Genomic DNA, 21,451 nt, shown 5'->3' on the forward strand with positions numbered 1-21,451 from the left:
AGGTTATGCGAAAGATTGGCATTTGATAAAAGGACAATTAGCAATAGAATATGAAGAAAGACTGAAAGGTTTTTAGTTCCTTTCAGTCTTCAAAATAATTTAAAAATTAATAATCAAGAGATGATAAATACACAAAATTATCTCTCTTTTTATAATCTGTTATTTTATTTTTTTAAGATGTTCCTCTTGAACAATTTTAATAACTTCCATCATTTTTTTCTGGATATGATTATATCCAACATCTTTAACATGTGGTAAAATACAGCTTGAACAATCCTTAATTCCAGTAGCAGTATATTTAAAATTTCCTCCACACTTATCTCCCATCATATATAGAGGACAGTAGCAAAACATACAGTTAAAATCCTCTATCTTCTCCATCTTATGGCATGGAAAATACTCACAATCTTTGTGTTGAAAAAATTTGTAGTTATCCATATGACATCACTCCTTAAACATTTCTAATACAAGTATACTTTTTTTGTTAAAACTTATCAAGAGAAATTTGTGAAAGAATATCAATTTTTTTATCAATAAAGTATATATTACCATTTTCAAGTCTAAATTGAAGAGGGTATATTTCCACACCTTTTTCTATGGCTAGATAAAAAAGTTCACAAAATTTTGGATCAGTTTCAAATTTTGGTCTAAAACTATTACAATCTCTAAAAATTAATAGAACTACAGCAGCTCTCTCTCCAGATTCTTTTATTTTAATAAGCTCCTTGAGATGTTTTTGTGCACGAGTACTAGGAGCATCAGGAAATTTAGCTGTTTTATTTTCTACAAGAGAGACTCCTTTAACTTCAATCCAAATTTTTTCACTATCTTTTGTTAGAAGAAAATCTAATCTACTCTCCCCGTTTTTAACTTCTGCTCTAATTGTATCCACTTTACCAAAAGGTGAGATTTCAAAATCATTTAATAGATTTTCTGAAATATATCTGTGATATGCAGAGTTTAGTAAAACATCTTCATCTCCTTCTGGAGTTCTAGCTGATACAAAATCATATGAAGTTTTTCTCTTTTCTAAGTTTGTTGCTTTTTTAACTCCGACCAAATTATCTTTGAAAAGAAGTTCCTTTATTCTACCAGAGTCATGTACATGACATAACTCTATATGTTGATTAAGCTCAACCTCAGCAATAAATCTATTTGGTCTATCAATAAATTTTCCGGTTAATATTTTTCCAATTTCATATATTTTTTTCATATTTCTCCTAAAAAATATAGAGAGAAACCTAAATTTCTCTCTAATAAATCACAGTTATTTTGTTGTATTGCAACCACAGTTACAATCTTTATAAGTTTCTTCAGCAAGCTCTTTAAAATTACGAGCTTCTAACTTTTTAATAAAATCCATCTGTATCTCATTGAAGGCTCTGTGAACTGCACACTCACCTCTTCTTAAACTACAAGATCCTGGATCGTTCACACAATCTTTTATAGAGATTATTGGTTCGATAGTCTCTATAGCATCTCTAAGAGTGATCTCTTCGCTAGGTTTAGTTAACTGATAACCTCCTCTAGCTCCCTTATAAATATTTACAAGCCCAGCTTTTTCTAATTTTTTTAGAATTCTTAAACTAAACAAATGTGGAATTTCTTCAGCTTCAGAAATCTCATTAGAAGAAATTATTCTATCTTGTCCATATTTTGTTAAGTAAAGTAAAATTCTTATAACGTATTCAATTTCGTTTTTAATTCTCATAATAGACTCCCTAATCCTTAATATACGACTAATTATATCATAGTATACCAAAAGTTGCAACTTTTATTTTTTTATCTCTCTCGCATTAGGGATGTTTTCATTAAGAGCAGCTTTGATAGCTACAATAGCAACTTCTAATTGTTGAAGATCAGGCTCTTTTGTAGTTATTCTCTGTAGAGAAAGTCCTGGAAAGGCTATTGCTTTTATAATAGGATTATCTAGATGTTTAGAGCTATATCTTTGTATTTCATATGAGATTCCAGCAATAAGTGGCATCAATAAAACTCTTAAAAGTACCTTTACTAATATTTTTCCAGCTACTGTTGTAGGTGTAGGAAAGATAAAATCTATTGTAGAAAAAACTATTATAGCTATAAACATCACAATTAATAGAAAACTTGTTCCACATCTAGGGTGTAAAGTTGTAAATTTTTTAGCATTTTCTGGAGTTAATTCAAGCTGATTTTCATAGGCATAGATTGATTTATGTTCAGCTCCATGATATTGATATACTCTCTTTACCTCTTTAGAGAAAGAGATTAACCATATGTAGAGAATAAAAAATACCAATCTTAAAACAGCTTCTAATATATTTGAATATAGTTTATTATCAAAGAATAAAAAACTTCCAATAAGAGAGGGAAGTACGATAAATAAGCCAACTCCCAATCCTAGAGATACGATCGTAGTTAAGATCGCCTCTTTTTGTGTAATCTGCTCCTCCTCTTTCTCCTCAGCTTCGTTAGCAGAGAAGGTAAGCTCTTTTATTCCCAAAACAAGGGCATCAAAAAGCATAACGGCACCTCTAACAAATGGAATTTCAGCAAGTTTTCCCTTATTAGAAGATATTTTTGTTTTTTTATAAACTATCTCACCAGAGGGCTTTCTAACAGCAGTAGCAATGTAAGAGGGGCTACGCATCATAACTCCTTCAATAACTGCTTGACCTCCAATACTTATTCTATTTTCCATATTATTTCCTTTCTAAAACTAAATTATACTTTTTAGTATAACAAAAGTTAAATCATCTGTTTGTTCAAAATCTTCTCTAAAGTTGTTAATCTCTTTTAAAATCTCTTCTCTTAACTCTTTAGGTGATTTATTTTTATTTTTAAAGATAATATTTTGTAATCTTTCCAATCCAAACATCTCTTTATTCTTATTTTCAGCTTCAGTGATTCCGTCAGTATAAAGAACTACAATATCACCTTTTTCTAGCTTGATCTCTCCCTGCTTATAGTTGTAATTGTCTAAGAAACCGATAGCTACACCTTTTACAGTATGAAGTTCAATCTTATCACTACTAGCTTTATATACAACTAAAGGATTATGACCAGCATTAGAGTAGTAGAGAGTTCTTGTTTCTGGATCATACTTACTATGCATCATAGTTATAAACATATCTTCAGTAATATCAGAATATATAATTTTATTTAATTCATTTAAGTTTTCATTAGGAGCAAAGTCGTCAGTTAGAGTAAGGGTTTTTAAAACTGATCTTCCTAATGCCATAAGAAATGCAGCAGGAACTCCTTTTCCACTGACATCAGCTATAGTGATAGAGAAAATATTGTTATCTAAAACAGTGTAGTCATAGTAATCTCCACCAATCTCTTTAGCAGGTTCAAAGTATTGAGCTATCTCCAAACCAAAAATCTCATCAATATCTGCTGGTAAGATCTTTTTCTGAATTCGAGAGGCAACATCTAGTTCATTTGAAATTCTCTCTTTAATTAAAAGTTCAGAGTAGATTTTAGCATTGTTTATAGCGATTGCTACCTGTATAACAAGTGCTGAGATAGTTTCTTCATCTAGATCTATCATCTTAAGCTTGTCCTCTATTACATATATAACACCCAATTGCTTATCTTTAACAACAAGAGGTGAGATTACAATCTCTTCATCTGGAGCTAAGAGAAATCTCTTAGATAGATCAGAGTAGATAGCCTTATAATCTTTTAATGAGAAATTTTTAATATCGTCTTCACAAAAGTAAAGATTTTCTTTGAAATTACACTCACCCTTTGTCTTTTTATTAATTAGTCCATTCTCTTCCCAAAGATAGAGAGAGATTCTTTTAGCTCCCGTGAGGACAAAATAAGCATCTAATATAGTGTTTATGATGTTATCTAAGTCTAGAACAGATAAGACAGCTCTAGAAATAGAGTTAAGATTGGATAAATTTTCTACCCTTTTCTCAAGTAATTGGTTACTATATTCCAACTGAGTAGATTTTTGAACTAATGAGTTATAAGTTTCCTCCAACTCTTTTCTATACTCTCTCAACTCTTCAATAGAGTTTTCAAGCTCTAGATCTTGCTTAATTACATTTTTAATTGTATCCTCATACTCTTCCTTAAGTATTTCTGGTACATTCTCTAGTTGCTTTTTATTTCTAATACTTGTGAGGATTGTCATCATATCTTCAGTCATATCTTCCTCTTTTTTCTTGAAATGATATAACAATAAACCAACAACAAGGATAAAAATAAAGTAGATCATTTCTCTATCCCCCATATTACATTTGATTTTTCAAAATCAATAGTTTTTCTTTCTCTTGTTTCTCTTTTCAAACTTGCTTTTTCAAGGACGCTGTTAGGAACAAGTTTTATTTTAAAGTTTTGCATATCTTTTATCTTAAGATCTTGATACTCATCAAGGATAGGGATTAACTCTAAAGGATTTGTAATATCTAAAATTTTTGTATTTATTTCAAAATCTTTTATGTTTTTAACATTTTTGTTAGCAATAAGTAGAAGCTTATTCGGGATAACAGAATCTTCAATTTCGCCCTTTACCACATAAATTTTAGATTTTAGAAGATCTAAATTATCAGGTAGAGAGTCAGTGTTTAGAAATATAGGTAGACCTGATTCAGCACCTTCAGCAAGGGTATCCACAGTAACCTCTATAGTCAGATTGTTTCCAAGAGCAAAAATAGTATTGGAGAATCTCTTTCTATTTTCAAAGACCTCATCTACAATTCTGTCTTTATCTAGTTCAGTATAATTTTTATTTTCATTGTATAACTCAGGTTTTTTTAGGTAGCTATACCAATAAGCAATCTGTTTGTTAAGATATTTTTGTACACTTCCAGAGTTTTCAGGAGTATTTACTTTGATTTTACTATCAATAAACTCTCTCTCCATATCAGTAAGTGAGTAAGAGTGCTTGTAGAAAACTTTTTCGCTCTCTCTAACCTCTCTTAGCTGAAGATTGTGTAGATCTTTGTAAAGCTCTAATGGAATGATAAGATTTATATCTTTTTTATGAGCCAATATTTTAGAAGCTAACACATCTAGTTGAGCATAAAATTTATCCTTTTCATTAGGAGTATTAGGGTAGAGAAGCCTGTAAAATGTGATATCATATTTATCAGGTATAATTTTTGTATTTTCAAATTGTACTATTTGACTTTTATCTTTTCTAGCTACTATATTTCCACAACCTGTGGATATAAGTAACAGTACAACTAAGAGTAATGATGTTTTTTTCATTTTTTCCTCCAGATATTAATATTCACTTTTTCTTTTGATTTAAAGTTAATAAAAGTTCTTCAGCAACTTTTTTAGGAATAAATCTACTCAATGAATCTAGATCCGCTTGAGCAATTTTTTTAACAGATCCAAAACTTTTAAGTAGTAACTCCTTACGTTTAGGACCAATTCCTGCAATATTATCTAATTCAGAAGAGATAACTCTTTTACTTCTAAGTTTTCTGTGATAAGTAATTCCAAATCTATGGGCTTCATCTCTAACCCTTTGAAAAATTTTTAAAGCTTCCCACTCCTTAGGGAAAGAAAAAGGGGTAGAGTTACCATATTTATATATCTCTTCATCTCTTTTAGCTAAGCTTAATAGCTCAGCTATTCCATCTTTTCCAATCTCTCTAAAGACCTCTCCAGCTGCATTTATCTGTCCAAGTCCTCCATCAATTAAAACTACATCTGGAAACTCATGTTCAGGGAGTTTACTGTACCTTCTTGTAATAGCTTCCCTCATCATAGCAAAGTCATCAGGAGTATCCTTACAAGTTATCTTAAATTTTCGATAATCCTTTTTAGAAGCTTTTCCTTCAACAGATACACTCATTGAAGCAACAGCATCCTTTCCTTGGATATTTGAGATATCAAAGCACTCAATTTTTCGAGGGTATCTTTTTAAGGAAAGTTCAGTATAGATCTTATATAGCCCCTCTTCGAGCACAGACTTTTTCCTAAAATAGTTTTCAATATCCTTATCGAGATTTAGTTCAGCCATCTCTACCAACTCTTTTCTCCTGCTTTTTATTTTTGGAAAATAGATATCAATAGTTTTATTTTTTTGTAGTTGTAGAAGATCTTTGATAAGTGATAGCTTAGTTTCTAGACTCTGTTGAAAAACAATATTTCTAGGAGTAGGATGTTTAGAATAAAAAGAAGTAACAACACTCTCCTCTAAATTGTCAGCTATCTTATTTTTTAAATCTATATTTGTTGAGATTTTACCAAGTATCTTTCCATCTCTCACATTTAATACACAGATAAAAAGATGTTCTCCCTCTTTTTTTAAAACAAAAATATCTTCATCTAAATCTTGTCCATACTCAGTGACTTGATTAGCTACAGCATTTTCAATCTCTTTTATCTGCTCTCTTAAAAGGATAGCCTCTTCAAAATTCATTTTTTCAGCAGCTATATCCATAGATGTTTTAAGAGTGTTAAGAACATCTCTCCCCTTTCCCTTTAAGAGATTTTTAGCTCTTTCAATTTGATTGTTATACTCTAAAAATATCTCTTTGTATGTACAGGGTGCTGGACACATCTTCATAAAATATTTTAAACAGGGACGAGGATAGGTTTTATTCATATCTCTATCACAATCTCTAATTTTAAAGATTCTAATCAATGTTTTTTTTAGATTCCAAACTCCAAAAGGGTATGGACCAAAATATGTTCCCGATTTTGTATCTAGAGATTTTGTACTTCGAATTATCTTTATATTTGGAAAATTCTCCTTACTTATCTTAATATAGGGATAAGTTTTTTCATCCTTTAAAAGGATATTGTATTTAGGGAGATATTTTTTTATAAGATTATTTTCAAGGACAAGGGCATCTAATTCACTATTACAGATGATAAATTCAATAGCTTCAATATTTTTAACCAGTTCTCTTGTTTTTTCACTTTCATGCTCTCTGTTAAAATATGATGAAACTCTATTTTTTAAATTTTTAGCTTTTCCAACATAGATTACCTTATCATCTTTTTTCATTAGGTAGACTCCTGGATTATTAGGAATATCTATCTTTTTTATATCGAATATCTTTACCAATTTCCTCTCTCTTTCTCTCTATGGTTAACATATACATTTAAATTATCAATTTCAGAGAGTTCTTTATATATAAGTTCTGCAAAAGTAACTGAACGGTGTTTTCCTCCACTACAACCTATACCAATAGTTAGGTGTTTTTTTCCTTCTTTAATGTAGTGTGGGATTAAAAAATCAAACATATCCATTAATTTTGTATAAAACTCTTGAGAAAGTTCAAAACTCATAACATAATCAGAAACCTCTTTATCCAAACCACTTTTCGATTTGAGTTCACTTATGTAGTAGGGATTTGGAAGAAATCTTACATCAAAGACTAAATCTACATCAATGGGAATACCATACTTAAATCCGAAAGATTGAACATGTACATTTATATCTTTTATATCCACATCTAAACCGAGAAGAGTTTTTAATTTTTGAGTTAACTCTTTTGGCTTATCAAAGCTAGTATCTATAATACCAGTAGCTAACTCTTTTATTTCAGCCATTGTTTTTCTCTCAGTTCTTATACTTTGAAGAAGAGTTGTCTCAGTAACAGGGTGTTTTCTTCTAGTTAAATTATACCTATTCAAAATGACCTCTTTAGAAGCTTCTAAAAATATGATAGAGTATATTATATCAGGAGTATTTTTAAGCTTATCTAAAAAGTTTGTAAACTCCTCTATCTCTCTAAAAGAACGGATATCCATTCCTAAAGCAATATTTTCAATTGATGATGAGATAAAAGAAAAACCAATTTCACAAGGTAAATTATCAACAGTATAATACCCTAAATCTTCTAATACATTTAAAGCTGTTGTTTTTCCACTTCCACTTAAACCAGTTACAATTACTATTTTTTTCTTTGCCATTATTTCACCTTAATCCTTCTATTCTACATTATATCATATTTTATTCATCTTTTACTAGAAATTTAACTGAGTTTTTACATTGTACTCAACTAAGAAAAGTGTTGTTGATAGGAATGGAGAGAGTAACTTTTGTACCCTTTCCTATTTCACTCTCTATTGAAATATCAATTTTTAATAGAGTACAAATTTTTTTTACAATGGAAAGTCCCAAGCCATGACTGCCCAATTTTCTACTTCTACCTTTATCCACTCTAAAAAATCTATCATAAATATGTTCAAGATCTTCATTTGAGATTCCAATTCCATTGTCTACAATCTCTATTTTTAATATTTTATCCAATTCAACTCTTATATTGATAATTTTTCCAGAACCATATTTTATAGCATTTTCAACAAGATTAAAAAGTAATTGTTTAAATAGATATCTATCAGAATAGATAAAAAAACTTTCTGAAAAGATATTGATGGTCTGTTCAGGATATATCACTTTAAAATGTTGTTTAATCTCTTCGAATAACATTAAAATATCTATCTTGCTAATTTCAAGGCTATTACTATCATCTTTGGCTAAAAATAGGAGTTTTGTAACAAGATTTGCCATATTATTAGTTTCTTCATAGATAGCTGTTAGACTCTCGTCTACTAAATCTTTTCTTTCAAACCCCCACCTTTTAATCATATTTACATAACTATTGATAATAAAAATAGGAGTTTTAAGCTCATGTGAAGCATTGTTAACAAAATCAATTTGAGCTTCAGTTTGCTCCTTTAATCTTTCTAACATTTGATTGTATGAGTTTGTAATATTGTCAAACTCAATAAACTTATTTTTTGATTTAATATTTTTATTTAAATTGACTAAATTTATCTTGTTTGTAATATCTTGTAGTCTGGTTAAGGAGCTAGTAAAATCTCTATAAAATCTTTTTGAGATAACAATGCTTAAAAAAGTAGTTATACTTATTAAGATGATTGAGATTCTAAAAATTCTAAGTAAGATTCTTTTTTCTTGAGAAAGTTTTTTTATAATCAAAATCTGTATTGGTTCTTGGTTAGGAATTTTGAACTCTCTATTTAAATATTGAAAATCAGGGAGATTAAAAAGAAGAAATTTACTGATGTTGATTTCAAGATTACCATTTACATCTCTTCGAGTAAAAAATTTTTTTCTCTGTACTTGATCAGAAAATTTGCTATCTTCTAACTTGGTTAATATATTATCAATATAATCTAATGTATAGACATTGTTATTATGTTTAAATATGACAAAAGTATTTGGCATTTTAGGGCACTCCTCTAAAGCCCCGTAAAAAAGTTCGTCCCAACTTTTTCCAAGAGACAATTTCTTTTCAAATTCACCTACTTCATACCTAATAAAACTGTTAATGGAGAGTATATCTGTATCAGTATCTTTAATAATGTATGAGATGAAGAAATAGAGTAGTCCAATATATGAGATAAAAAAGATAGATATTATAAAAAAATAACTTTTGTATAGCTCTTTAGATATTTTTTTCAATTAGATACCTCCAATTTAAGATTTTAAAATATATCCAAATCCTCGAACAGTTTCAATATAATTTTTTTTCATTTTTTTACGTAGGGCATTGATATAGACATCTACTATTTTATCATCACCTTCATAATCAAATCCCCAGATATTTTCTAAGATCTTTTCTCTAGAGAGAACTAGTTCCCGATTTATTAGAAAATATTCAAGTAGAGCAAATTCACGTTTAGTAATACTGATCTCTTGATTATCTATATAGAATTTTTTTTGTTGTAGATCTAACTTTAAATTCTTGTAAATTAAAAAATCTTTGGACTTATAGTTACTTTTGTTTCTAAATGCTACTCTCATTCTTGCAAAAAGTTCATCAATATTGAAAGGTTTAGTTATGTAATCATCAGCTCCCATATCTAAAAGTTCAATCTTGTTTTTTATCTGATCTTTTGCAGTAATTACAATTATTGGAATTTCAGACATAGATCTAATATTTTTACAGACCTCTTCTCCTGAAAGTTTTGGTAACATTAAATCCAATAGTATGAGATCATATTTATTAGAGTTAAATTTATCAATTCCATCATCTCCATCAATAGCAATATCTACTTTATAACCTTCATGTGTTAGCTCTAACTGTAAGATTCTTCTTATTTTTTCATCATCTTCTATAATTAAAATATTTTTCAAAATCCCACCTCAAATTAATTTTTTATTCCTATTATAACACCTAAAAATTAAAATTTAGTAAATAAAAAAAATATTTTTTTTAAATACAAAGTTAAGAGTAGAAAAAATCTATATTCAAAAAAATAAAAAAATTTTTCTTTACCATTTTTTTACTTTTGTTTATTAAAATCAAAATATCAAAATTAGTAGGAGGAAAGATACAATGAAACGTATTTCAGTAGTAGCCCCAGTGTATAACGAGAGAGAAAATATCTCAAATTTCATAAATAAAGTTGGGGCAAGTTTAAAAAAATGTGCACTATCTTATGAGATTATTCTTGTAGATGATGGAAGTACAGATGGAAGTTATGAGGTATTAGAGGAGGAATCTAAAAAAGATGGTCATGTAAGAATTTATCATTTTACTTGTAATAATGGACAAACAGCAGCATTAGATGCAGGTTTTAAAAAAGCAACAGGAGATGTTGTTATTATGATGGACTCAGATTTACAAACTAATCCAGAAGATATCCATTTACTATTACCGTATTTACAAGATTATGATATGGTGAATGGGAAAAGAGAGACTAGAGAAGATGGATTAAAAAGAAAAATTTCTTCTATTATTGGAAATGGAGTTAGAAATTTTATAACTAAAGATAATATTGTAGATACTGGTTGTCCATTGAAAGTTTTTAAAAAAGAGGTGGTAGAGAGTTTTTACCTGTATGAAGGAATGCATAGATTCTTACCAACATTAGCTAAGATAAATGGTTATCGAGTAATTGAAGTTCCTGTAAGACACTATGATAGAGAGTTTGGAGTATCAAAATATGGAGTTTTTAATCGATTGTTCAAAGGATTAAAAGATGCATTTGCAGTGAGATGGATGAAAAAAAGAGCCTTGAGATATGAGTTTAAAGAGAGGAGAGAAGAGTGTTCAAATTAGATTTTTTTATGTTAATAGGGCTATTAGGACAGATATTTTTTTCAATACGTTTTTTGGTTCAGTGGTTGGCAAGTGAAAAAGCTAAAAAAAGTGTTATTCCCTTTTCCTTTTGGATATTTAGTTTACTTGGAAGTTTGAGTTTATTAATTTATGCTATTTATAGGAAAGATCCAATATTCATACTGGGACAGTTGCCTAATCTTTTAATCTACTCAAGAAATATATGGTTGATCAGAAAAAGAGGTAAAAATGAGTGAGAAAAGAAATATATTCTATCTACTTTTATTGGCTCTTGTAGCTTTCAGTAGTAATATTTGGGTAAGATCAGCAGATATAATGGAAGCAAGAAATTTTATTACTGCAAGAGAGATGTTAGAGAGTAAAAATTATATAATAACAACTTTGAATGGACAACTTAGGTTTGAAAAACCACCACTTCCTACTTGGCTTACAGCTCTTGTAATGAAAATTACAGGAAATATAGAAAATGAAGTATTATTAAGGATACCAGTGATATTGATAAGTGTACTTTTAATATATTTTATATATAAAGTTGTATTGGAGTTTAAAAAATCACATAGAGTTGCTCTTTTATCTGCTTTTGTAGGAACCACAATGTTTATGTTAATAAAAATAGGAAATGAGAATAGTTGGGATATGTATACCTATGTATTCTCCTTTGGAGCAATATTTTTCTTAGTAAAAGGCTTGAAAAGTAAAAAAATGGGATATTTTATAGGTTGTAGTATTTTTTTATCTTGCTCTATTTTGAGTAAGGGACCAGTTGGAATATATGGTTTATTTATTCCTTTTTTAATTGCTCATATCTATGTCTATGGTAAGACAAAATACCTTGAAAATAGAAAAAATTTATTATATATGCTGATTATAACTCTCATATTATCTGGAATTTGGCCACTATTAGCCTATAGGAGTTATCCTGAGTATTTTTTATCTGTTCTAAAAAAAGAGAGTGGTACTTGGAGAAGTAAGCATACACAAGGTATATTTTACTATCTAGATTATTTTATATATACGGGTTCTTGGATATTTTTTTCAATATTAGGAGTGAATAAAAAAATACTAGAGAGATACAGCAAGGAGAAAAGATATTCAAAATTTTTATTTATTTGGAACATATTAATTTTTGTATTTCTATCTCTAATAAAAATGAAGAAAAAAAGATATGGAATTCCTTTATATATTCTTTCAAGTATGGAGATAGGAGTTATATGTGACTACTATTATGATAAATTTTGGTATGAATTAAACTCTTTTGACAAAATATTTTTAAAAATTCAAAAGTATTTTATAAGCTTTATATCTATAGGAATAGTTGGTATTCTATTTGAATTTGGGTATTTAAATGGAAAATTATCTTTGAAATATATTTTAATTTGTACATTAATTTTAGGAGTATTTAATTATAAGATTTTAAAAAATCAAGAGAAAGTAAAATATGTAATAATTGGAACAGGAGTATTTATGTTACTTGTGAATATTACAGCAAGTTGGTTTATAGATAGGAATTTTTATAATAAATCTTTTGTGAACAAATATGATAAATTAAGTGTTTTAAGAGAGGAGACTCCTAGTTTGGAGATATATTCAGAGGATTATGAAATTGAAGATGTTTGGAGAGTAGGAAAGAGAATAAATAATTTAGATAAAAGTATAGAGTTACCAGAGGAATTTATCCTACTTGGAAAATTAGAAAAAAATTTAAGTAAAGATTATAAGATAGAATTAGAAAAAACCTATGTAAAAGATAAAGATGAGTTGGTAAAGTTGTATTATTTAAAAAAGAAGGAGAGTAAAATATGAAAATAGTAGTAACAGGAGGAGCAGGATTTATAGGATCACATCTATGTGAACAACTTTTGGAAAATGGACACAGAGTAATAGTAATTGATAATTTTGATGAATTTTATTCCTATGAGATAAAACTAAAGAATATTCTTGAATGTACAAAAAATATAGAAAAATTACCACTAATAAAAGAATTTTTAAAAAATGCTCTTTCAAAAGATCAAATTATAAGGGAGATATCATATTTAGTAGAGAACAAAAATTATAAGTTATATTATGAAGATATTAGAAATTTATCAAAAATAGAAGAGATTTTTAAAGAGGAGGCTCCAGAGTTGATAATAAACTTGGCTGGACTAGCTGGAGTAAGACCTTCATTGGAGCGTCCATTAGAGTATGAAGAGGTGAATATAAGAGGATATATGAATCTTTTGGAGATGTGTAAAAAATATGGTGTAGGCAAATTTATACAAGCTTCTTCTTCATCAGTTTATGGAAATAATAAAAAAGTTCCATTTTCAGAGCTAGACAGTGTCGATTATCCAATATCTCCATATGCAAGTACTAAAAAATCTTGTGAATTAATAGGATATACTTATCATAAATTATATTCAATAGATATGCTACAATTGAGATTTTTCACTGTATATGGAGAGAGACAGAGACCAGATTTAGCTATTCATAAATTTACAAAACAGATTTTAAATGGTGAGAAAGTGACAATGTATGGGGATGGAAAGACTTATAGAGATTATACCTATGTAGGAGATATAGTTGATGGAGTAAAGAGAGGAATTGATTATTTACTTGAGAATAAAGACGTCTATGAGATCTTAAATATAGGAAACTTTAATACTGTTTCATTGAAAGAGATGATAGAGGTAATAGAGAAAGAACTTAATATAAAAGGGGAGATAGTATTACTTCCAATGCAACCTGGAGATGTTACAAGAACTTTTGCTGATATATCTAAGGCAGAAAAAATGATTGGATATAGACCTAAAATTGAATTTAAAGAGGGGATAAAAAGATTTATATCTTGGTATAAAAAGGAGAATGAAATTTAGTATGAAGATAAGTATAATTGGAACAGGATATGTTGGTTTAGTTCAAGGGGTTACACTTGCTAATTTTGGAGCAAATGTAATCTGTATGGATGTGAATAAAGAGAGGATTGCAAAGTTACAAGAGGGTAGTATCCCTATTTTTGAACCAGGTTTAGAGGAGTTGCTAAAGAAAAATCAAGAGGCTAAAAGAATTGAATTTACAACAGAGATAAAATATGCCGTGGAAAATTCAGAAGTTATTTTTATAGCTGTTGGAACACCACCTGCTTCAGATGGTTCAGCAGATATTCATTATATCCTAGATGTTGCTAAAAGTATAGGAGAGTATATCAATGGGTATAAGGTTATAGTGAATAAGTCTACTGTTCCAGTTGGTACGGCTAAGTTAGTAAAAGAGTGTATAAACCAAGAGTTATTAAAAAGATCTGTAGAAATGGAGTTTGATATTGTATCTAATCCAGAATTTTTAAGAGAGGGAAAAGCGGTGTTGGATTGTCAAAAGCCTGATAGAATAGTTATAGGGTATGAAAGTGAAAAGGCTAAGGAAATAATGCAAAAAGTCTATGATGTGTTATTTATAAATGCAACTCCATTTATATTTACTAATATAGAGACGGCTGAGCTGATAAAGTATGCTTCAAATGCCTTTTTAGCTGTAAAAATCTCATATATTAATGAGATTGCCTTGTTGGCAGAGAAAGTTGGAGCAAATACTCAGGAAATTGCAAGAGCTATGGGAATGGATGGAAGAATATCTCCTAAATTTTTACACTGTGGGGCTGGATATGGAGGATCTTGTTTTCCTAAGGATACAAAAGCTATAGTAGATATAGCAAATAAGTATGATGAGGATATGTATATTATAAGGGCAGCAATTGCAGCTAATGAAAAACAGAAAAGAAAGATAACAGAAAAAATTATTAAAAAGATGGATGGAGTTTCAAATAAAATAATAGGTGTCTTAGGACTTTCATTTAAACCCGATACAGATGATATGAGAGAGGCACCAAGTTTGGATATAATTAGAGGATTAGTAAAAGCTGGAGCAAAGATTCATGCATATTGCCCAGAGGGGATAAAAGAAGCAAGGTGGAGATTAAAAGATATAGAGAAAGATATAATTTACTGTGCAGATGAGTATTCAACAGCTAATGGTGTAGATGCTATGGTGTTGATAACAGAATGGAATCAATTCAGGGGAATGAATTTGAAAAAAATAAGAGAGAGAATGAGTGATAACTACTATTTCGATCTGAGAAATGTGTATATAAAAGATGGAAATATTAGAAAAGATTTCAAATACTTTCCAGTTGGGCAAAATTAGATAGGGTGTTTGTATGAAAATAAGATTGAAAAATTATTTTTATATATTAGGAATATATATTTTTATAGGAATACCACTAGCATATTCAAGATTTCCAGATACTAGAAATGAGTTAAAGTATTTTATAATCGTAAAGAGAATGATAGAGGAAAAAAGTTTGTTTGTATTAAAATATTTTTCACAACTCTATCCAGATAAACCACCATTATATTTTTGGTTCTTGAGAGTTGGAAGATTTTTAAGTGAGGAGAAATTTACTTTTATAGCTATAGTATTGGGTTCATTGATACCTGCTATGATATTTACTCTACTTTTTTATAAATTTTTAAAAAAGTTTATAGAGGAGAAAAGAGCTTTTGAAATATCCATATTTTTGTGTACATTACCATATTTTATGGGTGTTTCAGTTTTTATCAGAATGGACATGCTAATGAATCTATTTATTTTTAGTAGTTTATATCTTTTCTTTAGTTTTTACTATTTTGAGACTTCTATAAGTAGAGGTAGATTAATCTTATTTTATACATCTATATTTTTGGCTATATTTACAAAGGGGATAGTGGGAATAGCTATACCAATGATAACAACATTATTTTTTTTAGTAGCTGAAAAGAATATAGGATTTTTAAAAAAAATTAAATTTACCAGGGGAATATCTCTTATTTTTAGTTTAGTTGGAATCTGGTTTTATTTAATATATAGATCTTCACAGGGAGCTGAATATATATCACTGTTACTTGGACAAGAAACAGTTGGAAGAATAGTAAATTCTAAAGCACATAGTAGAGGAATATACTATTATTTAATACAGCTACCACTAATATTTTCACCTTATATATTTATGATTTTAGGTATATTTATCTATTATTTAAAGAGGTTAAAAAGATTTAAAGAGTGGGAGAAATTAGAAAAAATAGGATTTAGTTATATCTTTCCAAGCTTTATAATGCTTTCATTAGCCAGTGGAAAATTAGCTATATATCTGTTACCTCTGTTCCCAGGAGTTGTAATATTGATGTATTATATTTTGAAATATAAGGAGAAAGATAGATTGCTGAATCTTCTATATGAAGTAACAATTAGAATAAACTTTCCTTCATATTTTTTAATAAAATATAGAAAAAATAGGGGAATATTTGAGATATTTGTAATATCTAATATTTGTATTTTAGTATTGCTGTTGGGAGGATTGAATTATTATAATCAAAATTATACATTGGAGCCGTTTGTTCAATTGATAGATAAAATACCTGATAAAGTGGAAGCTTATAGATTTGATGATTATAGAAATTTTGAGTATTTTAGTAATTATAAGATAGATAATTATGAAGATATAAAAGAGATATCTAAAGGATATTTTATGGTTAGAAATAAATATAAGAAGGAGATAGAAAAGATGCACCCTCAATTGATATATGAGAATAGAGAGTATTCTCTATATAGTATAAGTGAGGTAAGTAAATAATAAAAATAGAGAGATAACTAATAGTTTTCTCTCTATTTTTTATCAGTGTGTTAAGTGTGTCAATGGCATTAAAATTATACCAACAAAAGTAGATATTAGAGCTATCTTTATATATCCATACTGTCTAGAACTAGGTATTAACTCCTCAATAGCAATATACAGCATTATCCCAGATATTAGTGCAAAAATAGCACCTAAAGAGAATTCGTTTATATATGGACGTAGAACTAAAAAAGTCAATAATGCTCCAATAGGTTCAACTATTCCAGATAAAAATGTATATTTAAATGCTTTTTTCATATCTCCAGTAGCACAGTAGATAGGCATAGCCACAGAAACTCCTTCAGGAATATTATGAAGTGCTATAGCTATGGCAACAGAGATTCCTAGAGATAAGTTGTTATATCCAGCCATAAATGTTGCTACTCCCTCGGGAAAGTTGTGTAATCCAATAGCTAACATTGAGATAAATCCAACTCTAAATAGATTTTGATGTTTGTAATCATTGCTACACTCATCATTTATATGGGGAACAAATTTATCCAAGCATGCAGCTATAACTACTCCAAGAACCAAGAATAAAACACCTAAAAGTACTCCTAAATCATGTCCAAAATACCCCTCTAAAAGTTCATTAGCATGAGGAAGAAGATGTGTAAAGGAAACACTTATCATTACTCCACCTGAAAACCCTAAAGAGATACTGATAATCTTTTCATTTTTATCTTTAAGAAAAAATAGAATAAAAGCTCCAAGCACTGTAGATATTCCTGCAAAGAACGAAAGAATAAGTGCTCTAAGGCTATTTTCATCTAAAAACATAATACCTCCCAAATAAAATATTGTATATTTATTCAAAAGGATAGTTATTTAAACATATACAATATTTTGATAATTTAATTATTTGTATATTTTAGCATATTTTTATGTTGAAATCTAGTAAATATTAATATTTTATAGAAGCTTTCTCGTAAAGTTCTACTAAATGTCCTAAAGGACCTACACCTTTTCCTAAAGGAAAAGAGTTTTTTATAGCTAGTGTAATATAATCTTTCCCAAGTTTGACAGATTCTTCCATTGAATAGCCTTTAGCTAGAAAAGAAGCGATAGCTGAAGATAGGGTACAACCTGTTCCATGAGTGTGTTTTGTAGAGATTTTTTCTCCTAAAAACTCAATTATCTCTCCATTCTCAAGAAGAAGAGTATCTGTACAACTGTTATCAGTTCTATGTCCCCCTTTGATTAGTACATTTTTTACTCCCAGTTCTTTTATTTTTTTAGCTACTGTAATAATATCATTTTCATTTTCTATTTTTAAAGATGTTAGTATTTCAGCTTCAGGAATATTAGGTGTAACTAAGTCGGCAATTCCAATCAGATCTTTTAGTTTTGTTAAGGCTGTATCTTTAAATAATCTAAACTCACTTGTAGAAGATATAACAGGATCAATAACAATATTTTTACATTTATAAGTTACAAGCTTATTTTTTATAAGCTGAGCAATATCTCCACTTGCTAACATGCCTATCTTTATAGAATCCACTTCAATATCATTAAAAATCACGTCAAGTTGTTTTTCAACAATATCTAAGTCAATCTCTTGAACAGCGTGAACTCCTAGAGTATTTTGAGCTGTAATTGCTGTAATAACACTCATTCCATAGACTCCTAAAGCTGACATAGTTTTGATATCAGCTTGAATACCAGCTCCTCCAGAAGAATCTGAACCAGCAATTGTTAAAACTTTTTTCATTTTTCCCTCCCAATAAAAAACAAAAGAGAAACAATTTACATAAGTAAAGTTTTCCCTTCGTTTTCTCTATTTTAAAAGAAAGTCTGACTTTCCTCCTCTTTTTTCTAAAAGCTTAATATCTCCAATTACCATATTTTTATCCACAGCTTTACACATATCATAGATAGTTAGAGCAGTGATAGAAACAGCAGTCAGAGCTTCCATTTCAACTCCTGTTTTACCTGTAGTTTTTATAGTAGCTTCAATCCATACCCTATCATTTGCTATTTCAAAAGAGATATCAGCTCCTGTAAGCAATATATTGTGACACATTGGAATAAGATCCCAAGTTTTCTTTGCTCCACAGATACCACCAACTTGAGCAACAGAGAGTACATCACCTTTTTTCATCTTTTTATCTAAAATCATCTGAATAGTTTCAGGATTCATTTTTATATAACCACGAGCAACAGCTTTTCTTTGAGTTTCATTCTTTTCACTTACATCTACCATTTTAGCATGTCCATTTTCATTAAAATGAGTAAATTCCATATTTAACACTACCTTCCAAATGAGCAATTAGGATAGTGGCAGATCTCACAACTTTGACAAAGTCCACCATTTCCATAACTCATAATATCTTTTTTTGTTAATTTTTCTCCGGTCATAACTCTTGAAAGAACTAAGTCAAAGATAGTTCTTTTAGCAAACATAACACAACCAGGTAATCCCATCATAGGAGTATCATTTAGGTATGATAATAAGAACATAGCACCTGGAAGAACAGGAGCACCATAAGTTATAAGCTCTCCTCCCATCTCTATAATAGCAGTTGGCGTTAGATCATCAGGATCAACAGACATTCCACCTGTAAATACTAGAAGATCTGCTCCAGCTGTTAAAAGTTTATGAGCAGCAGACTTAATCAATTCCTTATCATCAGGACAGATCTCTTGTCCAACTATATTGCAATTATATTCAGCAAACTTATCTTTTATAACTTTTCCAAATTTATCTTCAATTCTCCCATAGAAAACTTCATTTCCAGTAGTTATAATACCAATGTTATATTTTTTATAAGGAGCTACTTTGAGTAGTGGAGAGTGTATAATATTCTTAGCTTTCTCCATTTTAGCTTTATTGATAACTAATGGAATAACTCTTGAACCACCTACCAAATCACCAGATTTAACAGGATAGTTATTTGGAAGAGTTGCAAAAGAGATCTCACCAAGCATATTTAATTCTAAAAGTTTTTCAGTGTCAACTTTTAAAATACCATCACAATTAGCTCTAAAGTTTATTTTTCCCTCTTTTATCTCATCATCAGTTTTTATATTCTCTCCTCTTCCTAACTCCCCTAAAATAAGGGCAGCTTCATTCTCATGCAACCCAGTATCACCTAGTTCAAAAACAAAGATATGATCTTTTCCCAAACTTAACAGTTTAGGAATATCCTCTTCTTTAATTATATGTCCTTTTTTAAAAGCTCTTCCTTTAAATTCACCAGGAAGAATTTGAGTTATATCATGTTGAAGGACACAACCAACAGAATCAACAGTTTTAATTTTTTTCATATATTTTCCCTTTCTTTTAAAAATAAGTAGTTGTAAAGTAACATCACTAAAAAGCTGATAATCAATATTATAATCAATAGAAAATTAGCTGTAAAACGATCGCCACTTTCAGAGGCTGAATAGATTGCCATAGATATAGTTTGAGTTTTGTTGGGGATGTTTCCAGCGAGCATAAGTGTAGCTCCAAACTCCCCCATAGCTCTTCCAAATGATAAAACCATACCAGCAAAAATATTTCTCTTAATGAGAGGGATCGTAATTAATCTCAATATTTGAAATTCTGATGCTCCAGCTTCTCTTGCTGATTCAAAATATACTGGGTTTAGACTAGCTATTCCAGTTTTTATTGAGTTGTACATGAGTGGGAGGGAAACAATAAAAGTTGTGATAATCCCAGCCCACCAAGAGAATAGAACTGTAATATTAAAGTATTCAAAGAGGAGTTTTCCAATAATACCTCTTCTCCCCAAGATCAGAATGAGAATATACCCAAGTACTGTAGGTGAGATAAAGAGAGAGGTATTTATAAAGAACTCCAAGATCGGTTTAATCCTAGTGTTATTATTTAATATCCAAACTAAAAAGATAGAAAAAAAAGCTACTAGAATAGTAGAAATTGATGCTATCTTTAAAGTCAAAATTATTATATTCGAATATATCATTTCAATACCTAGATTACTCAACTAATTCAAAATTATATTTTTCATATATCTTTTTAGCATATTCAGAGTTTAAAAAGTTATAGAACTTTACCACATCAGTGCTAGCTCTGTCCTTTACAATACCATAGCTGTATATGATTGGAGAGTGTAACTCCTCTGGAACTGTGAAAACAATATCACTATTTTTTAACATAGTAACATCTGTTTTATATATAAAAGAAAAATCCACTTCATATAGATCTACATATTGAGCAGCACTTCTAACATCCCTAGTAAAAACAAGATCTTTATGAATTTCATCCCAAAGTTTGCTCTTAGTAAGTACCTCTTTAGCATATCTTCCTGCTGGAACAGTTTCAGGAATACCAATAGCAGTCTTATATCCTAATAATTTATCCAAAGATTGTATCTGAGTTCTACCAGCAATAACCAATCTGTTTTTTAACATATTTTTTTGATAATCTTTTTCAACAAATCCTTTTTCAGACAGATCAGTTAGATCTTTTTGAGAAGCAAAGAAAACTAAATCTACAGGAGCTCCAGCTATTATCTGATTTTTTAATGCTCCAGAACCACCTAAATTTACATTAACTTTTATCTTTTTATTTTCCTTGTTAAATTTATCACTTAACTCCTCAATTACCTCTTTAAGACTGGCAGCACAACTAATAGTGATCTCACTAGCAAAAGAACTTATCGAGAATAAAATAAGCATCAGTAATGCTCCAACTAAATTTTTTTTCATCTGACCACCTCATATTTTATAAATTATCTAACTTTAATGATAACAAATTTACTAGAAAATAGCAAGTTTAATT

The 21,451-nt window shown here is 29.2% G+C and carries 22 protein-coding genes; 6 read left to right on the top strand and 16 right to left on the bottom strand.

Annotated features, from left to right (window positions below; translation table 11 throughout):
- Positions 1–159: 159 nt before the first annotated feature.
- The 10 genes from QZ286_RS04695 to QZ286_RS04740 all read right to left on the bottom strand — a co-directional run bounded on the left by QZ286_RS04695 (position 160) and on the right by QZ286_RS04740 (position 10,069).
- Complete coding sequence (locus QZ286_RS04695) at positions 160–438, bottom strand: cysteine-rich small domain-containing protein (protein ID WP_291255821.1); 279 nt, start codon at positions 436–438, stop codon at positions 160–162.
- A 46-nt stretch (positions 439–484) separates the two neighbouring features.
- Complete coding sequence (sfsA, locus tag QZ286_RS04700; RefSeq protein WP_291255822.1) at positions 485–1,213, bottom strand: DNA/RNA nuclease SfsA; 729 nt, start codon at positions 1,211–1,213, stop codon at positions 485–487.
- A 54-nt stretch (positions 1,214–1,267) separates the two neighbouring features.
- Complete coding sequence (locus QZ286_RS04705; protein ID WP_291255823.1) at positions 1,268–1,711, bottom strand: Rrf2 family transcriptional regulator; 444 nt, start codon at positions 1,709–1,711, stop codon at positions 1,268–1,270.
- A 63-nt stretch (positions 1,712–1,774) separates the two neighbouring features.
- Positions 1,775–2,683 carry a DUF1385 domain-containing protein gene (locus tag QZ286_RS04710; protein ID WP_291255824.1) on the bottom strand — a complete coding sequence of 303 codons (909 nt, stop codon included), beginning with the start codon at positions 2,681–2,683 and terminating at the stop codon, positions 1,775–1,777.
- 18 nt (positions 2,684–2,701) lie between these two features.
- Positions 2,702–4,213, bottom strand: coding sequence for a PP2C family protein-serine/threonine phosphatase (locus QZ286_RS04715; RefSeq protein WP_291255825.1), 1,512 nt, complete (start codon positions 4,211–4,213; stop codon positions 2,702–2,704).
- Positions 4,210–5,208 (bottom strand): hypothetical protein, encoded by a 999-nt coding sequence (locus tag QZ286_RS04720; RefSeq protein WP_291255826.1) that lies wholly within the window; start codon positions 5,206–5,208, stop codon positions 4,210–4,212. The genes QZ286_RS04715 and QZ286_RS04720 overlap by 4 nt, the downstream gene beginning before the upstream one ends.
- Before the next feature lie 22 nt (positions 5,209–5,230).
- Positions 5,231–7,024, bottom strand: a complete 1,794-nt coding sequence (gene uvrC, locus QZ286_RS04725; RefSeq protein ID WP_291255827.1) for an excinuclease ABC subunit UvrC — start codon at positions 7,022–7,024, stop codon at positions 5,231–5,233.
- Complete coding sequence (gene rapZ, locus QZ286_RS04730) at positions 7,018–7,875, bottom strand: RNase adapter RapZ (RefSeq protein WP_291255828.1); 858 nt, start codon at positions 7,873–7,875, stop codon at positions 7,018–7,020. Before rapZ ends, uvrC begins: the two co-directional genes overlap by 7 nt.
- Positions 7,876–7,960: 85 nt before the next feature.
- Positions 7,961–9,394: a cell wall metabolism sensor histidine kinase WalK gene (locus tag QZ286_RS04735; RefSeq protein ID WP_291255829.1), complete on the bottom strand. Its 1,434-nt coding sequence runs from the start codon at positions 9,392–9,394 to the stop codon at positions 7,961–7,963.
- Between the two features lie 15 nt (positions 9,395–9,409).
- Entirely contained in the window at positions 9,410–10,069 is a 660-nt protein-coding gene (locus QZ286_RS04740; protein WP_291255830.1) for a response regulator transcription factor, read from the bottom strand.
- Between the two features lie 202 nt (positions 10,070–10,271).
- Between QZ286_RS04740 and QZ286_RS04745 the strand changes: the two genes are divergently transcribed.
- From QZ286_RS04745 to QZ286_RS04770, 6 genes are read left to right on the top strand one after another with little or no spacing between them, the layout of a single operon-like run.
- A complete protein-coding gene (locus QZ286_RS04745; RefSeq protein WP_291255831.1) occupies positions 10,272–10,997 on the top strand; it encodes a glycosyltransferase family 2 protein in 726 nt (241 codons plus the stop codon).
- A gap of 8 nt (positions 10,998–11,005) precedes the next feature.
- A complete protein-coding gene (locus tag QZ286_RS04750; RefSeq protein WP_291255891.1) occupies positions 11,006–11,254 on the top strand; it encodes a lipid-A-disaccharide synthase N-terminal domain-containing protein in 249 nt (82 codons plus the stop codon).
- Positions 11,247–12,821 carry a glycosyltransferase family 39 protein gene (locus QZ286_RS04755; protein ID WP_291255832.1) on the top strand — a complete coding sequence of 525 codons (1,575 nt, stop codon included), beginning with the start codon at positions 11,247–11,249 and terminating at the stop codon, positions 12,819–12,821. Before QZ286_RS04750 ends, QZ286_RS04755 begins: the two co-directional genes overlap by 8 nt.
- The gene (locus QZ286_RS04760) at positions 12,818–13,873 is read left to right on the top strand and encodes a GDP-mannose 4,6-dehydratase (protein WP_291255833.1); all 1,056 of its coding nucleotides are present in this window, start codon (positions 12,818–12,820) and stop codon (positions 13,871–13,873) included. The genes QZ286_RS04755 and QZ286_RS04760 overlap by 4 nt, the downstream gene beginning before the upstream one ends.
- 1 nt (position 13,874) lies before the next feature.
- On the top strand, positions 13,875–15,197 hold the full coding sequence (locus tag QZ286_RS04765) for a UDP-glucose/GDP-mannose dehydrogenase family protein (RefSeq protein ID WP_291255834.1): 1,323 nt from the start codon (positions 13,875–13,877) through the stop codon (positions 15,195–15,197).
- A 13-nt stretch (positions 15,198–15,210) separates the two neighbouring features.
- Positions 15,211–16,662: a glycosyltransferase family 39 protein gene (locus tag QZ286_RS04770; RefSeq protein WP_291255835.1), complete on the top strand. Its 1,452-nt coding sequence runs from the start codon at positions 15,211–15,213 to the stop codon at positions 16,660–16,662.
- Between the two features lie 42 nt (positions 16,663–16,704).
- Here QZ286_RS04770 and zupT read toward each other — a convergent pair whose 3' ends face one another.
- The 6 genes from zupT to modA form a co-directional block, all read right to left on the bottom strand.
- The gene (zupT, locus tag QZ286_RS04775) at positions 16,705–17,484 is read right to left on the bottom strand and encodes a zinc transporter ZupT (protein WP_291255836.1); all 780 of its coding nucleotides are present in this window, start codon (positions 17,482–17,484) and stop codon (positions 16,705–16,707) included.
- A gap of 124 nt (positions 17,485–17,608) precedes the next feature.
- A complete protein-coding gene (thiD, locus tag QZ286_RS04780) occupies positions 17,609–18,415 on the bottom strand; it encodes a bifunctional hydroxymethylpyrimidine kinase/phosphomethylpyrimidine kinase (protein WP_291255837.1) in 807 nt (268 codons plus the stop codon).
- Positions 18,416–18,481: 66 nt separating this feature from the next.
- Complete coding sequence (gene moaC / locus QZ286_RS04785) at positions 18,482–18,946, bottom strand: cyclic pyranopterin monophosphate synthase MoaC (protein ID WP_291255838.1); 465 nt, start codon at positions 18,944–18,946, stop codon at positions 18,482–18,484.
- 8 nt (positions 18,947–18,954) lie between these two features.
- The gene (locus tag QZ286_RS04790; RefSeq protein WP_291255839.1) at positions 18,955–19,971 is read right to left on the bottom strand and encodes a molybdopterin-binding protein; all 1,017 of its coding nucleotides are present in this window, start codon (positions 19,969–19,971) and stop codon (positions 18,955–18,957) included.
- Positions 19,968–20,633 (bottom strand): molybdate ABC transporter permease subunit, encoded by a 666-nt coding sequence (gene modB, locus QZ286_RS04795; RefSeq protein WP_291255892.1) that lies wholly within the window; start codon positions 20,631–20,633, stop codon positions 19,968–19,970. The genes QZ286_RS04790 and modB overlap by 4 nt, the downstream gene beginning before the upstream one ends.
- A 13-nt stretch (positions 20,634–20,646) precedes the next feature.
- A complete protein-coding gene (modA, locus tag QZ286_RS04800; protein WP_291255840.1) occupies positions 20,647–21,378 on the bottom strand; it encodes a molybdate ABC transporter substrate-binding protein in 732 nt (243 codons plus the stop codon).
- Positions 21,379–21,451: the final 73 nt, after the last annotated feature.

Source organism: Fusobacterium sp., from assembly GCF_019012925.1.
GTDB lineage: Bacteria > Fusobacteriota > Fusobacteriia > Fusobacteriales > Fusobacteriaceae > Fusobacterium_A.

Excerpts from the sequence above, each read along its gene's own strand:
- QZ286_RS04695 (WP_291255821.1), bottom strand. The coding sequence starts at position 438 with ATGGATAACTACAAATTTTTTCAACACAAAGATTGTGAGTATTTTCCA.
- sfsA (WP_291255822.1), bottom strand. The coding sequence starts at position 1,213 with ATGAAAAAAATATATGAAATTGGAAAAATATTAACCGGAAAATTTATT.
- QZ286_RS04705 (WP_291255823.1), bottom strand. The coding sequence starts at position 1,711 with ATGAGAATTAAAAACGAAATTGAATACGTTATAAGAATTTTACTTTAC.
- QZ286_RS04710 (WP_291255824.1), bottom strand. The coding sequence starts at position 2,683 with ATGGAAAATAGAATAAGTATTGGAGGTCAAGCAGTTATTGAAGGAGTT.
- QZ286_RS04715 (WP_291255825.1), bottom strand. The coding sequence starts at position 4,213 with ATGATCTACTTTATTTTTATCCTTGTTGTTGGTTTATTGTTATATCAT.
- QZ286_RS04720 (WP_291255826.1), bottom strand. The coding sequence starts at position 5,208 with ATGAAAAAAACATCATTACTCTTAGTTGTACTGTTACTTATATCCACA.
- rapZ (WP_291255828.1), bottom strand. The coding sequence starts at position 7,875 with ATGGCAAAGAAAAAAATAGTAATTGTAACTGGTTTAAGTGGAAGTGGA.
- QZ286_RS04745 (WP_291255831.1), top strand. The coding sequence starts at position 10,272 with ATGAAACGTATTTCAGTAGTAGCCCCAGTGTATAACGAGAGAGAAAAT.
- QZ286_RS04750 (WP_291255891.1), top strand. The coding sequence starts at position 11,006 with ATGTTAATAGGGCTATTAGGACAGATATTTTTTTCAATACGTTTTTTG.
- QZ286_RS04755 (WP_291255832.1), top strand. The coding sequence starts at position 11,247 with ATGAGTGAGAAAAGAAATATATTCTATCTACTTTTATTGGCTCTTGTA.
- QZ286_RS04760 (WP_291255833.1), top strand. The coding sequence starts at position 12,818 with ATGAAAATAGTAGTAACAGGAGGAGCAGGATTTATAGGATCACATCTA.
- QZ286_RS04765 (WP_291255834.1), top strand. The coding sequence starts at position 13,875 with ATGAAGATAAGTATAATTGGAACAGGATATGTTGGTTTAGTTCAAGGG.
- QZ286_RS04770 (WP_291255835.1), top strand. The coding sequence starts at position 15,211 with ATGAAAATAAGATTGAAAAATTATTTTTATATATTAGGAATATATATT.
- zupT (WP_291255836.1), bottom strand. The coding sequence starts at position 17,484 with ATGTTTTTAGATGAAAATAGCCTTAGAGCACTTATTCTTTCGTTCTTT.
- thiD (WP_291255837.1), bottom strand. The coding sequence starts at position 18,415 with ATGAAAAAAGTTTTAACAATTGCTGGTTCAGATTCTTCTGGAGGAGCT.
- moaC (WP_291255838.1), bottom strand. The coding sequence starts at position 18,946 with ATGGAATTTACTCATTTTAATGAAAATGGACATGCTAAAATGGTAGAT.
- QZ286_RS04790 (WP_291255839.1), bottom strand. The coding sequence starts at position 19,971 with ATGAAAAAAATTAAAACTGTTGATTCTGTTGGTTGTGTCCTTCAACAT.
- modB (WP_291255892.1), bottom strand. The coding sequence starts at position 20,633 with ATGATATATTCGAATATAATAATTTTGACTTTAAAGATAGCATCAATT.
- modA (WP_291255840.1), bottom strand. The coding sequence starts at position 21,378 with ATGAAAAAAAATTTAGTTGGAGCATTACTGATGCTTATTTTATTCTCG.